Below are 14,285 nucleotides of genomic sequence, written 5' to 3' on the forward strand. Positions count from 1 at the left end.
TTGCATAAATGCTTATTCTTTGATAGAGTTCCTGATACATAAACGTGAATCACTAGCATGCTCTTAAGGCATAAATAGAGTTATTATAACAGGAAAAAGGTATTATGTCGTACACGCTTTTTATTGATGCTGACGATACGTTGTGGGAGAACAATATCTACTTTGAGCAAGCTACCGAAGACTTCATCAGCTTCCTCGATCATTCCTCCCTCTCCCCCGATGAAGTCCAGGCTTTCCTCAATGATGTTGAGCGTCAGATGGGCTATGGTTTTGCCAACTTCACCAAAAGCTTGATTGCTGTCTATCAGCAGTTGAGTGAGCGACCCGTGAGCGATGCCGATATCGAGCAGATACAGCTCTTTGGTACCCGCCTGGCCAATAATCCAATGGAAATCATCGAAGGAGTTCCGGAGACGCTAGCTGATCTATCACATCGCCATCAGCTCATTCTGCTCACAAAAGGACATGCAGAGGAACAGAAACTAAAAATCGAACGTTCCGGCCTGGCGGATTATTTCGAATATACGCTGGTGGTTCCTGAGAAGCACATGGAGGCCTATATTGAACTGATTGACGAATATAAGTTGGAGCATAATCAAACCTGGATGATTGGTAATTCACCCCGCTCCGACATCAATCCAGCCCGGGCCGCAGGACTGAACACAGTATATATCCCTCATTCCCATACCTGGACCATTGAAATGCAAGAAGTAGTTGAAGATGGCCCTGGACGCCACCTGAATCTCACCAACTTCTCAGAACTCCGCAAACATTTCTAGTAGCTTCGGAGCTCGCCTCCGATTTTGTAGCTTCGGAGCTCGCCTCCGATTTCGTAGCTTCGAAGCTCGCCTCCGATTGGATGCTCGCACATTGATACCCATTTATCTACCCGCACAAAAAAGTAAGCCCATATAAGCGGGGAGGTGCAGGAGGGGCCGCAAGCCCCTCCTGCCGGGGTTCGCGGGGTGTCCCCGCCATTCCCCTCCACTCTTCTCCCGCCGCAGGCGGGAATGGAAGAGAACATTTATACCTTATTTAAAATAGAAGGTTCTAGCAATCCATCTTTTGGAGGAGTACAAACAGCGAACAACACACTATAGTTTTTACTATGGAGTTGTTTATTACTCATGCATATACTTCGGTCATGATTAAGGGGGATTCCTCATGTCACATTCCAACAAAAATCCAGATCCTTCCGAATCATTTAACCAACCACTAGAGCCTTCAGAAAACACCTGGGATCAAACTGCTGACAGCCCTACCGAGTCCAGACCAGTAATCCACTCTACGCCACAATTCCCACAGTCGGGAAACATTCCTGGTAGTGCGTCCCAAAATGTTCCTCAACAACCACGGTCACCCACGGACTCTTCATATCCACCTATGGACGAAAGATCGGATATTTATCGCGCTAATGCACCAACTGAGCAGCCACCTGCTTATCGTTCAGTGAACAACGCATCAACACCATATTATGTGCCTCCGAGTGTACCACCACCGTATACTCAGGATGCGACACAACCGACTATGCCACCTCCTTACCCTACGGGTAATGGACATGCGGGTGACGTTGCTGGTGCTACGACTCCCCGCTCGCTATCCAATCCAGCCAGTGATACCCGGCAAAACGCTTATTATGGTCAAAATATGGCTCCGATGGGCGCACCACCGATGGGAAATAACTATCCACGCAGTCGTACCGGAGGCGGAGCCAGATGGGTTGGTATCCCATTGCTGGCGCTCCTCTTTGGCGCACTCGGTGGGTGGCTCGTCTCAAGTGGAGCCACCACGAATCCAGCGGGCGCGATCTTTAATCCGGATGGCAATCAGAGCATTGAACGCGTGGCGGCCAAAGTTCGTACCTCGGTTGTGCAGATCAATGTAGCGACCCCCAGAGGGAGTGGCATTGGTTCAGGTGTGATCATTGATCCACGTGGCTATATTGTCACCAATAACCATGTGGTAGGAAACGGCCAGATTTATCAGGTTGTGCTCTATGATAATACCAAAGTACCAGCAAAACTGGTGGGCATCGATCCTCAGGATGATCTGGCGGTCATCAAGATTATTCCTCCCAATCATATGTCCGTGGCAAAGATTGGTGACTCCTCACGCCTGCAAGTGGGTCAGCCAGTCCTGGCCATTGGTAATCCACTGGGCATTACCCAGACCGTTACCAGTGGTATTGTCAGCGCGCTGGGTCGCAATGTTGGTGAGGGACAAAATAGTATGATCATCAACGCCATCCAGACCGATGCAGCCATCAATCCAGGCAATAGTGGGGGCGCCCTGGTCGATATGCGCGGCAACCTGATCGGTATCCCTACCCTGGTACCCATTGATCCTGAATTTAAAACACCAGCCACGGGAGTCGGCTTTGCCATCCCATCCAATCGCGTCAAATTTATTGCGCCCCAATTGATTAAAGCGGGTCGCGTCACAGACTCTGGTCGAGCAGATATGGGTGTCTCAATTATCAGTATCGATCCAGATATCGCATCACAGGCACAACTTCCGATAGATCATGGCGCACTCATCGTCAATGTAAATCCCAATAGTCCAGCCGCACAGGCGGGTCTGAGACGTGGAGACATTGTGGTACAGGCAGACAACCAGCAAGTCACTGATACCTCAAGCCTGCTGGATGCTATCGCCAACAAACGCCCTGGGGACATCGTAACACTCCAAATTTATCGCGGGAATCAGCAGATGACGGCAAGAGTCAAATTAGGAACACAACAGTTCAGTTAAGGTTGTGCGTAAAGAATACAGCTTCGCCGAAACCGTACAATAGGTAATATAGCTGTATTCTGAAACTCCTGCACGTGATAAAACGTGTGTTTGACAGGATTTCTTTATAGATTACCATTGAACGACCCGGATTTACGCGTTTGTAAAGAAAGGCAAATTCACGATGGGAAAGTTTCTTCAAGGCCTTTTAGTTGGTGCGGCCGCAGGTATGCTGGTTGCGCCAATGAAGGGTGAAGAGCTACGCAATCAGCTCAAAGGACGCATTAAAGAGCTTCAGGATAAAGTATCAAACTCGAACCTGACGCTGCCTTCGCTTCAGGAACAACGTAACAACTACACGAAAAACGCAAAAGTTGAGGATGGCGAACCAATTACGCTGCCAGTGGAGACCTTTGAAAAGCCTGCGACAAGTAGTGTGCCATCCCCAATGAAAAATACTCAGCCTTCTGCAACATCTAGCGTGGCCAACAATACAACTGATAGTACTTCCACTCCTGCCAGTGCAAGTTCACCTACTTACACGGGTACAGCAAAAGTAGCAAGCCCTAAACCATTTATATCAAGTGATCAGACCGAGAGCAAACGGCCTGCACCATTGGATACAACATCAACCACAGCTAAACCAGATATAAGCACGAACACAGGATCTACCCAGCCCAGAATACCAACGCCAGGGACAACTCAGCCCAGACGCTATACCTATGATCGTACGCTGGGTGAAGAGGATAACGAACCCATTACCTTACCAGTTGAAACGTTTGAGAATCCCAAACCTGCTCAAAAGCGCGATACAAATGGTTCAGCCAATAGCAGTAAAAACAGCCTGGATCCGAATAAGCGCGTCACAAATTCGGTGCCGCGTAGTAAGTCAGAGGACAAACCTCGTAAGTCCTGATAAACAAAAACGTGATCAGATGGTTCCTATACGTCACGAGCATGAGTGCGCCGCCAATTGGTGGCGCGCTCATGCTTTCCACGAAACAATACACCACGCCATTCACCTGGTGCTCTGTCAACGTTGATGAGAAAGGCAGGGGTGCTGGGGATGGCAATCCCCTGACGGGGTTCCAGGGCTGTGCCCTGGCCTCCCTCCCCTCTCCCGCCCGCTACGCGGGCGAACCTTTCCAATGGAGCCTGATAGAATACTGATTCTTGCATTGGCCCAAAACACTCACAAAATACTTGACGCCGATAGTTGTTATCGATGATGCTATAGAGAGAAAATAATCTGGTATTTATTGTGTGCTGGCAGCATGCATATACAATTTCCGTGCAGATGAGTAATATCAATCCAAACGGACAACTATTTTTTTCAGAGAAAAGGATCTCCCGTATGAAACTGGTAATCTTTGGGGCCACAGGTGGTACCGGCCGAGCCCTGGTGGAACAGGCATTGGAGGCTGGTCACGATGTTACAGCCGCCGTACGCAACCCTGCCAATTATCCTATCCAGCATGAGCGCTTGCATATCGAAAAAGCGGATGTCTTTGATCCGGCAGCGGTTGACGCCGTGATGAAAGGAAAAAATGCGGTGCTCTCGGCCCTGGGAACCCACAAGCGCGGCCTGCTGGGAGCATTTAAACCAGATGGTATTTATTCAGAAGGTATTAAGAATATTCTTCAGGGCATGCAGAAGAATGGCATCCGCCGCCTGGTATGTGTCACAGCAGCGGCCGCCGATGATCAATTTGTCCCTCAGGGCTTCTATGGCTCGGTAATCATTCCCTTGTTCATGCGCAAACTATATGCGGATATGAAGTTGATGCATCGAGAGATCAGTAAAAGTAATTTTGACTGGGTTGTTGTGCGTCCCGCTCAATTAACGGATTATCCACGTACCGATGAATATCGGATTTCGCTGCGCCCCTCATCAAAAGATCGCACCACCAGGCGCGCTGATCTGGCCGCATTCATGCTTAAAGAGCTTACAGATACCCAATATTTACGAAAATTACCCGTCATTGCTGACCAATGATTCAACCGCATATTCTTAGAAAGCCATAGCAAACACTGCTCTTACAATTGAATAGAACGCACGTCAAAATAAAGGCACCATGCGCATGGAGCAGATGGTGCCTTTATTTTGCCTTTCATATTCATTTTCTCTTGCTTACATTCCAGTTATAAAGCGCAGGAAAAATTGTCTTCTTTTATTGTATTATCGGTCAATTTCTAGTATATTAAACATCACCAATTTCTTATTATCCATAAGGGGCCTATTGCAAATAACCATACATCGTTCACTGTCTCTACATAGTTGAATAGCAAAGCCAGATAAAAAGAAAGCATTAAACTTATGAATGAGGACAATCATGCGCTTATAAGCTCACCCCTTAAGCTAAGGCAAAACGGACCGACAGCAAACATGCTGCCAGCAACGCCTCTTCCTCAATCACCCTCTCCTGCTGGAAAGCACAACGACACTGAACTTAGTGCGTTATTGCAGAACAGCCTGAAGCAACTCCAACGCTACCACACACCAATCTATCGGGCGGTCGAGTATATTTATTTTGCCGGTCAGTATGAACTGGCTGTTCCAGAGTCATTACTGATCCTGCTGGCATCAGATTGTTCCATCGAAACCCTACTGGCTCATCCCGCTAATTCAGGACTGATTTACCGAGATCCAAATATTCCTGCGCTCATTCGTACGTTACACGCGGATATTGCCCGCGAAGCACTTGCGTTTTACCAATCAGATCAGCAGCAGTTGATCGGCACCTATATTCACGTTATCGATGCCACCAGGAGGGAACAGCGTACGTTTCTGCAACGCCTCTTAGAATATCTGGTCCGGGAGAAATCATTCTCATTTGTGCATCTGCTTTTGGTAGACCATGAACAAAAGTGTCGCGAGATCATCGCTCACTGTGGCAATGCAGAATTGCTGAACTGGACCCAACTGTATACGATGGTGGGAGATCTTGCCAGCGCGGACCAGATCACCATCCAGGGCTTACATAAGCTTCCTGAATCAGATTTAGATTGGATGGCGGCTATCAAACAAACTGAGCAGAAAGGCAGTCCTGAATATAAGGCGGCACTTCTGAGCCGAGTTTCCCAATGGCTTGCACATAATCCACAGGACACGAATGTGCGCCATGCCTACCTGGGCTTTATTGAGCGCCATGGTACGCTGGCCGATATTTCCCGCTTGATTAGAGAGACAGCGCAGTGGCTGGAGGAGAATCCGCAAAATGTTAATGTACGTCAGATTTATTTGAAGTTTATCGAGCATTGGGGAACCTCGGAACAGGTAGCTACGCTGTTACACTCGACCGCACGCTGGCTGGTTGAGAATCCAGATGATACCCAGGTGCGGCAAACATTTTTAGGCCTGGTTGAACGTGTCGGAACTCCTGACTATATTAATGCCTGGATTGAAAGCACGTTCGTATGGCTTGAGGAGCATTCTGAGGATGTCCATGTACGGCAAGCATATCTTATTCTTGTCGAGCGCTGTGGCAGTCCTGAGCAAATTAACCGTGTGATTGCAACCACGGCACACTGGCTTGAGATGCATCCACAGATCTCGAATATTCGCCAGGTATACTTTAAATTCGTCGAACATTGTGGTAGTCTCAGTCAGATCGCGACGCTATTAACCACCACGGCCGACTGGCTCGCCAGCAATCCACAGGATTGCTATGTGCGCCAGGCCTATTTGAAATCCTTGGAGCGGCGGGGAAGTAAAGAACAAATCAGCGCGATCCTGGATGTCGCCGAGTTCCAGGCCGTGATGACTATTCCAGATAGCAATGTTCTGCATATCTACCTGGATATGATGCGGCGCTATGGCTCAGAAGAACAGATTGTGGCTGCTATTGCTTTGACCACGGAGAGCCTGCATGCCAATCCACAGAACTATTCGATCCGCACAACCCACCTGGAACTCGTGAGCCATTACGCCCATGTTGAGCAAATACAACAGGCGATAGATGAGACCGCGGCCTGGCTGACGATCAATCTACAGACGAGTTCGATTCGCGCCACCTATCTTAAAATTGTGGAACAATATGGGAGCCGCGAACAGATTCATACCGCGATTCAGTCCACCAAAGCCTGGCTACAAATGAATCCCCAGAGTATCAATACCCGGGCCATCTATCTGAATTTGATCGGCCAATGGGGGACACATAAAGAGATCATAGATGCGCTAGCGAATACATCTATCTGGCTGACTGCCCATCCACAGGATCCCTATGTGCGCAATGCTTATTTGAAGTTACTCTATCGCTATGGGATTCGTGAAAATGTCGTCGAGGTTATTGATATGACAACCGCGTGGCTGGCTATCCATCCCGATGAGGCTCGCGTGCGCGCAACGTATCTTAAATTGATCGAGCGCTATGGAACGGCTCAACAGGTGGACACTGCTATCGTAGCCACGAGTACGCTGCCGGCGGTCCATGTACAGGAGTCCGCGATACGCATATCGTATATGGGATTGGTACAGAAACGTGGTCTGCCACAGCATATCACCATGGCGATCGATCAAGCCCTCATCTGGCTAACCCCGAAACGTCAAAGTGCTGAAGTTAAAATCTATCTGGAACTACTGGAACAACATGCGACCGCAGACCAGATCGTAGCTTTCATCGATGCCTTGAAAGCGTGGTTAGCTTTCCATAAAAAGAATACCCATATCTTTGTGAGCTATCTCAAATTACTTACACACTATGGCACACCTGAGCAGTCAGCAGACCTTCGATCAACCCTCGACGACTGGCTTCCTCTCTTACAACACAACAACACCGCATTGATTTCTATGATTGAGTTCATCATTCGTGCGGGCAATCCGGACCAGGCAACGTATCTGATTGATTGTCTTGAGGGGTGGTTACCTGAGCAGACAGCCGATGAAAATGTGTTGGTCCACTACCTCAACCTGGTAGGCAAACGTGGAACTCCGGTGGCTATTCAACGAGCACTGGCCTTCATTACTGATCTTTTAACTACGGATAACACCACTTCGTACCTGCTCTCAGCCTATCTGAATCTCCTCGGCCGCTATGGCTCAGCCGAACAGATTCAGCGGGCGCTGCATTTCAGCACAGGCTGGCTGACGCTGCATCCAGCGAATCCTTTTCTGCTAACGGTCTATCTACAACAGATCAAATACCATGGCACGCATGAACAGATTCTGCAGGCGCTGCAATTTACGACCGACTGGCTCGCCGATGGGACGCCTGATAGCTATTTAATGACGATGTATCTGAGTTTAACCAGACGCTATAGTTCACGCGAACAGGTGCTCATAGCCCTTGATCTCACCGCCCGCTGGCTGGCCAAGCATCAGATAGACAACTTTGTGCTGGAAACCTATCTGGATCTGGTGGAGGCGTGCGGCTCAACACCACAGATTTTACGTGCCTTACTCATCACCACCGATTTTCTGCTTGCGCTACCGGCAACTGAACATACCACGATTCCTGCTGTCTACTTAAAACTCCTCAAACATTATGGCACTGCCGGCCAGTTGCACGTGGCCCTTGACTTTACAGCCTCCTGGTTAGATACTCATAAGGATGATGTGTTTGTACGGGCAGCCTATTTGCGCCTGGTTGAACATTATGGAGACCGTAAGCTGATTGATAAGCACATTACGCTTACTGCGGATTGGCTCAAGCAACACTGGGATTGCATTCACGTCTGGACCTCGTATCTGAAATTACTGGAGCAGCATGGGACGCCTGAGCAGCGGGTCTCCATCCTGGATGACCTGGAAAACTGGTTAGCGCACCATCCAACTTACAATAATGTCTGGCTCACCTATCTGGCTATCGTGCGCCAATATGGCACGGATAAACATATTGCCAGGGCCTTGCTGAACAGTGCGGACTGGTTGGAGCAACATCCAGAAATGGAGAATCTGCGCACAAGTTATCTTATGCTCTTAGAAGAACATGGTGAGACGTTGCATGAATATAAATATTATGATCAGGCCCTCACCATCTATGCACAGGCACTTCAAAGGGATCCAGCTAACGTTGCATTCTATTATCATCAGGGCATTACACTACGAAAACTCTATCGCTACGATGAGGCGCTGGCGACCTTTGAGCAGATTGTAACGCTGGCTCCAGAGGATGCGACAGCGTATATCAATATCGGCAAAATTCTCTATAGCCTCAAAAGATATACGGATGCGCTGGCAGCCTATGAGCAGGCTCTTCAGCTTAATCCGCTGGCAGCGCAGGCGCATGGAGATAAAGGCACGATATTGCGCCGCCTGGGTCGGCATGATGAGGCACTGGATGCCTATGCCCGGGCCATCCAACTTGATCCGCAGGATCCTGTGGTGCGCAGCAAATATGATGAATTGCAAAAGCGTTACGGTAAACATAAACACTGAAGCACAAGGAGTAAAGCAAGCGACCATGCCACCGATGCGGAAAATTATCCATGTGGATATGGATGCTTTTTACGCCGCCATTGAGCAGCGGGATCATCCAGAGTGGCGCGGGAAGCCAGTTGTGGTTGGTGGCGATCCACAGCGGCGCGGCGTGGTCGCCACCTGCTCATATGAGGCCCGACGCTATGGTATTCATTCAGCCATGGCCGCGCAAAAAGCCTATCAGCGCTGCCCCCATGCCATTTTTGTTCCTCCACGCTTCGAGGTCTATCGCTCGGTCTCCGCGCAGATTATGCATATCTTTCGCAGCTATACCGACCTGGTTGAACCGCTTTCACTGGATGAGGCCTATCTGGATGTAACCTTCAATCATAAAAATATTCCATCAGCGACCCTGGTCGCACGTGCCATCAAACAGCAGATCTATGCCGAGACCCAATTGCGCGCTTCGGCCGGCGTTTCTTTTAATAAATTTATCGCCAAACTGGCGTCAGATTATCATAAACCAGATGGTCTGACAGTGGTGCCACCGGAAAAGGCCAGCGACTTCTTAGAACACTTACCAGTCAACAAATTCTTTGGCGTTGGCAAGGTGACGGCAGCCCGCCTGCATGAATTGCACATCGATACAGGGGCAGACCTGAAGCGTATGACGGAAGAAGAGTTACAGCGCTTATTTCACAAGCAAGGAAGCATACTCTACCACTATGTGCGCGGAGAAGATGATCGTCCCGTCCAACCTACACGCATCCGCAAATCGGTCGGCAAAGAAACTACGCTGGCGGATGATGTCAGTGATCCCGAACGCCTGTTACAAATTATGCAACAGATGGCTGGTCAGGTGGAGCGCCGTTTAAAAGAACTGGAACTGACAGGCAGAACAGTAACGCTAAAACTGCGCTGGAGCAACTTTCAATTGCTTACGCGCAGCATCACTACCTCGCAAGCAATCCAGGACGCGGATACCATGGTTGCCATCCTCAAGCCGGTTCTGCTCAATCAACTCGCAGGTGGTCCAAAACGCGTCCGTCTGGTTGGTGTAACTGTCTCACATTTTGTAAATCATGATATGGAAGAAGAAGCAGAACGCATCCGCCCGCTCCCACTCTGGGACGAATCCACCTGGTTGGCGTAATACGTTCTATAGCAAAAACGTTTCCTGGTGGAGTGTGTTTGGGGCACGGCAGCAGCCGCGCCCCAAACACACTCCACCTTATACTTTCTCAACGGGGAACTGGATCTCTTCCTGTTCTCGAAACTGCTCGCCGTCCTGGAGATACACTTCACGACATGAGCCAACGTAACGATAGCCATGCGAGTAAACCCAGAGGCCGATCGCTTCATAAACTTCAGCCACTGCCTCCTTACTATAGGGATAGACCACACTTGCGACGTTTTCCTCGGCAAGCTCATAGAGAGTGAAATCAGGTGACTCGGCTTGCTGAAGCTTGCGTCCCAGCGCCGCGTCAACTGGAACGGCAACCTCAACATACAGATCCTGCTCGCGGTATCCTTCGTGATGGTAGAGTGTCATCCAGGGGCCAATTTCTTTCAGGCCTGACTGACGAATAATCAGCTGTGTTTCAGCCTTGAATTTGAGCCAGTCTTCGAAATTGGCAACGAGATTGCGTCGTGAAGCAATCATACTGGCAGGAATAGATTTAAGTACAACATCATATGACATATCATTATCCTGTTCCAACATCTTCAAGCGAGTCTCAACACGACTGAGTTTTTCTTCTCCCTCACGCACCTGCTGCTGAAGATCCAGGCGTTTCATCAGCAACATGCCACGAATCTGTGGCACCGGAACCTTTTCAGCCAGAAGTTGTGCGATTTGATCCAGCGAGAGGCCCAACCACTTCAGGGCAAGAATACGATTGAGTAAAGGCAATTGCTCCAATGTATAGAAGCGATAGCCGGTTGCCTCATCAATAGCCGCCGGACGCAGCAATCCTAGCTCATCGTAATACCTGAGTGTTGATATAGGCACCTGACTGAGTCGCGAAAAGTCGCCTATCTTGATCATCCTTGTCCAATCCTTCATATGCGCATAGATAATATCCAGTGAAACTTCCACGCCAGAAGTATATATCTCTCAAGTTACTTGAGAGTCAAGAGTAAAAAATCAAGTCAACTGACACGCAAAAAAGCACTAATTAAACTTTTTAATATCTTCATACGTATTTGTAATAATTACGTTTCATATTTTTCTCTGCCTGCTCAGTTTACAGGAAAAGATGTTGCGGAAAAATAAACAGTGCAGAAAGGATAGTATGTTTTATGCTCCATAAATCAAAATATTATGCTCCCAAACATGCCGAGTCGTTTAAAGATCAAAGTATTGCTGAGTCCTATCATTATCGACCGCCATATCCAACAGAGACATTTGAGATCCTGGCCGGACTCGTTAAAGGAACGCCGCGCCGCGTGCTGGATGCTGGTTGTGGCATTGGCTATATTGCACGCAATCTTGTCGCGGCGGTCGATCATATTGATGCCGTCGATTTCTCACAGGCCATGATCACTGAAGGTCAATCCCATCCTAATGGCGACCATCCCAGTCTCCACTGGTTGCATGGCTCCATGGAAGATGTAGTACTAGAGCCACCTTATGGCCTGATTGCCGCCGGAGAAAGTGTACATTGGATGAACTGGGAAATTGTGTTTCCACGCTTCCAACAACTGCTGGTCCCAGATGGCTATCTGGCTATCATTGAGCATGAGACAGAACCCGATGATTGGTCGCTCTTAAGTAACCTGATTCCTCACTATACGACCAACAAAGACTATGAGCCATCCAATATGATTGTGGATCTAGAGCAACACGGCCTGTTCAAAAAAGTTGGAGAGCAGCGCACCAGCTATATAGCCTATCCACAATCCATTGAGGACTATATAGCCTCCTATCATTCACGCAGTGGCTTCTCACGCGAACGGATGGGTGTAGAGCAGGCCACCGCTTTTGATCAGGAAGCTGAAGTGACTTTGCGCAAGCTCTATCCTGATGGCACTATTCCGCTGCAGGTCGCCAGCAATATCATCTGGGGCTTACCCGGTAAAGGCCAGGCATAAAAGCTAGAACATAGAACGCCAGATTAGCGCTAATCTGGCGTTCTATTTTATTTATGTGTCACCAGGGGTAAGCCAAGCAACTGGACCGCTGCCTGTGTACGCGCCTCATCGGCGCCAGCAATCAGTCCCAGACCTGGATGATCAAGGTGAGCCACACTGGCGGCAAGGGTAAAGCCAGCCGTGGCTATACCTTTATGCGAAGCTTGATTGGAGATCTGGTGGATGATCCAGAAGCGCTCATAGTCATGATTGGTGCGCTGAATGATCTCTTGTAATAATCGTGGATAATAGCCATGTCCACGCCAGGGCAACAGGGTAACAAAGTGATACAGATAGAGGTTACGTCCGGCCACATAAAAGTTGACGTTGGGACTGCCAAAGGCCGCATTTCTGACCGCGCTCCACCCATAGGCCACCAGATGTTGATTTATGTACGCAAGATAAGGACGATGTCCCTGCTGGTAGCGCTCTTCTACACTGGTAACCGGAATATTGGAGAGTTTAGCCACAAAGGGAATATCCTCTGATGACTCGACATGCCAATCCTCTACGTCAGATAGCTCTGGTAAAGCATCCCCATTCCACCATGTCCATACATATGCGGTCTTTCTACCTGCGCGATAAATCTCTTCTTTATTGCCCATCGAGTATTTCCTTTCTGATCACCCACGCTCTGGCTATTTTTCCCACCAGCATCGGCGTCAAATATACATGTACTTGCATTGACTTCTCACTATTGTCCAGCTATTATATTCATGAGTATAAATACCTCTTATATTCATAGAGATCGCCATCTACATACCCGTCTCAAAAGAACCACAATAAAAAATACAACAAGAAGTGTATCCTTAATCTATTACTCGTCTCTGCATGGAGGATTATGAATACCACCACCACGACTTCGGTTATCAACAAACCGGTGCCAGGTCCACAGGGCAAATTCTTGCTTGGCAGTTTACCTGATTTTATGCGTGATGCTCTTGATGCCAGCTACAAGGGCTTCCTTGAGTATGGTGATATCGTGCAATATCACCTGGGCCCGCGTATATTGTATATCGTATCGCATCCTGACATCACCCGTACTCTGCTCGTCGAGAAAGCACGAGCATTTCCCAGAAATGAAGCAAAGGATGATGTTGGTATCATAACAGGCCAGGGGATTATCTCTAATGATAGTTATGAATCCTGGCTGACGCAGCGGCGCATGATGCAACCCATGTTCCATAAGCAGCGTCTGGCCACGATGGGAACGCGCATGGAAGCAGCCTCTCAACACCTATTAGAACGCTGGGACGCCCATCCAACGGGACATAGCCTGGATATTTCCAAAGAGATGGTACGAGTAACCCTCGATATCATTAATCAGACCATGTTCAGCGCACCAACGTACTTGATAAAGTGGATAAAATTGGGCCCGCTACGGCAACGGCAATGAAATATTTAGAGCATCATATCAGGAGTCCATTTAAGGCACCCCTTAGCTGGCCTACACCACGAAACCGTGAGTTTAAAACGGCTAAAGCCACCCTGGATGAGGTGATTTATGGGATCATCCGACAACGTCGATCAAGTAATGAGCAACATGATGATCTTTTAGATCTCTTGATCAACGCCAGAGATGAAGAGACGGACCAGAGCATGAACGATACACAACTCCGAGATGAGGTGATTACCATCTTTGGAGCCGGCCATGAGACAACTGCCCATACCATGACCTGGGCCTGGTATCTGCTCTCGCAACATCCAGAGGTACGTCAACGATTACATAATGAAGTGGATGAAGTCTTACAAGGACGCACCCCAAACCTTTGATCCCGACCGTTTCAGCGCCGAACGCAGCAAGGGTCGCCATCCCCTGGCGTATATGCCCTTCGGAGCAGGCCCACGTAAATGCATCGGCTCCAACATGGCCTTGATGGAAGGTCCCTTGCTCTTAGCCATGATCGCCCAACGCTACGACCTCGAACTTGTTTCCGGCCAACGCATTGAAGGAGAGGTCGCCATCACCTATCGTCCACGCTATAGCATGAATATGTTCTTAAAACCTCGCTCTATTCCCCAAAAGAAACAATAAAAGCGAAAACGTAGGTTCGATCCCTGTCGA

Annotated in this window: 13 protein-coding genes; 11 read left to right on the top strand and 2 right to left on the bottom strand. The window is 48.7% G+C overall.

Annotated elements, in window-relative coordinates; all coding sequences use genetic code 11:
- The first annotated feature begins 104 nt into the window (after positions 1-104).
- The 7 genes from KDW_RS18545 (at position 105) to dinB (ending at position 10,241) form a co-directional block, all read left to right on the top strand.
- The gene (locus KDW_RS18545) at positions 105-779 is read left to right on the top strand and encodes an HAD hydrolase-like protein (protein WP_151757473.1); all 675 of its coding nucleotides are present in this window, start codon (positions 105-107) and stop codon (positions 777-779) included.
- A 385-nt stretch (positions 780-1,164) separates the two neighbouring features.
- The gene (locus KDW_RS18550; protein ID WP_151757474.1) at positions 1,165-2,751 is read left to right on the top strand and encodes a S1C family serine protease; all 1,587 of its coding nucleotides are present in this window, start codon (positions 1,165-1,167) and stop codon (positions 2,749-2,751) included.
- Between the two features lie 163 nt (positions 2,752-2,914).
- Complete coding sequence (locus tag KDW_RS18555) at positions 2,915-3,646, top strand: YtxH domain-containing protein (RefSeq protein ID WP_151757475.1); 732 nt, start codon at positions 2,915-2,917, stop codon at positions 3,644-3,646.
- Between the two features lie 41 nt (positions 3,647-3,687).
- Complete coding sequence (locus tag KDW_RS18560; RefSeq protein WP_151757476.1) at positions 3,688-3,900, top strand: hypothetical protein; 213 nt, start codon at positions 3,688-3,690, stop codon at positions 3,898-3,900.
- Between the two features lie 184 nt (positions 3,901-4,084).
- Positions 4,085-4,726 (top strand): NAD(P)-dependent oxidoreductase, encoded by a 642-nt coding sequence (locus KDW_RS18565; RefSeq protein ID WP_162005373.1) that lies wholly within the window; start codon positions 4,085-4,087, stop codon positions 4,724-4,726.
- Between the two features lie 390 nt (positions 4,727-5,116).
- On the top strand, positions 5,117-9,106 hold the full coding sequence (locus tag KDW_RS18570) for a tetratricopeptide repeat protein (RefSeq protein ID WP_162005374.1): 3,990 nt from the start codon (positions 5,117-5,119) through the stop codon (positions 9,104-9,106).
- A 25-nt stretch (positions 9,107-9,131) separates the two neighbouring features.
- Positions 9,132-10,241, top strand: coding sequence for a DNA polymerase IV (gene dinB, locus KDW_RS18575; RefSeq protein ID WP_151757479.1), 1,110 nt, complete (start codon positions 9,132-9,134; stop codon positions 10,239-10,241).
- Positions 10,242-10,319: 78 nt separating this feature from the next.
- Here the strand turns inward: dinB and KDW_RS18580 are convergent, their stop codons facing one another.
- Positions 10,320-11,135 (bottom strand): MerR family transcriptional regulator, encoded by an 816-nt coding sequence (locus KDW_RS18580; RefSeq protein WP_162005375.1) that lies wholly within the window; start codon positions 11,133-11,135, stop codon positions 10,320-10,322.
- 254 nt (positions 11,136-11,389) lie between these two features.
- Between KDW_RS18580 and KDW_RS18585 the strand changes: the two genes are divergently transcribed.
- Positions 11,390-12,181 (top strand): class I SAM-dependent methyltransferase, encoded by a 792-nt coding sequence (locus KDW_RS18585; protein WP_151757481.1) that lies wholly within the window; start codon positions 11,390-11,392, stop codon positions 12,179-12,181.
- Between the two features lie 47 nt (positions 12,182-12,228).
- Here the strand turns inward: KDW_RS18585 and KDW_RS18590 are convergent, their stop codons facing one another.
- The gene (locus KDW_RS18590) at positions 12,229-12,825 is read right to left on the bottom strand and encodes a hypothetical protein (protein ID WP_151757482.1); all 597 of its coding nucleotides are present in this window, start codon (positions 12,823-12,825) and stop codon (positions 12,229-12,231) included.
- Between the two features lie 236 nt (positions 12,826-13,061).
- Here KDW_RS18590 and KDW_RS18595 point away from each other — a divergent pair, with 236 nt between their 5' ends.
- Genes KDW_RS18595 through KDW_RS18605 form a run of 3 tightly spaced genes read left to right on the top strand, consistent with a single transcriptional unit; the run spans position 13,062 to position 14,255 of the window.
- Positions 13,062-13,616: a cytochrome P450 gene (locus KDW_RS18595; RefSeq protein WP_151757483.1), complete on the top strand. Its 555-nt coding sequence runs from the start codon at positions 13,062-13,064 to the stop codon at positions 13,614-13,616.
- The gene (locus tag KDW_RS18600) at positions 13,613-13,993 is read left to right on the top strand and encodes a cytochrome P450 (RefSeq protein WP_151757484.1); all 381 of its coding nucleotides are present in this window, start codon (positions 13,613-13,615) and stop codon (positions 13,991-13,993) included. Before KDW_RS18595 ends, KDW_RS18600 begins: the two co-directional genes overlap by 4 nt.
- Positions 13,959-14,255: a cytochrome P450 gene (locus tag KDW_RS18605; protein ID WP_162005376.1), complete on the top strand. Its 297-nt coding sequence runs from the start codon at positions 13,959-13,961 to the stop codon at positions 14,253-14,255. The genes KDW_RS18600 and KDW_RS18605 overlap by 35 nt, the downstream gene beginning before the upstream one ends.
- The last annotated feature ends 30 nt before the right edge of the window (positions 14,256-14,285 follow it).

This window comes from Dictyobacter vulcani (genome assembly GCF_008974265.1).
GTDB lineage: Bacteria > Chloroflexota > Ktedonobacteria > Ktedonobacterales > Ktedonobacteraceae > Dictyobacter > Dictyobacter vulcani.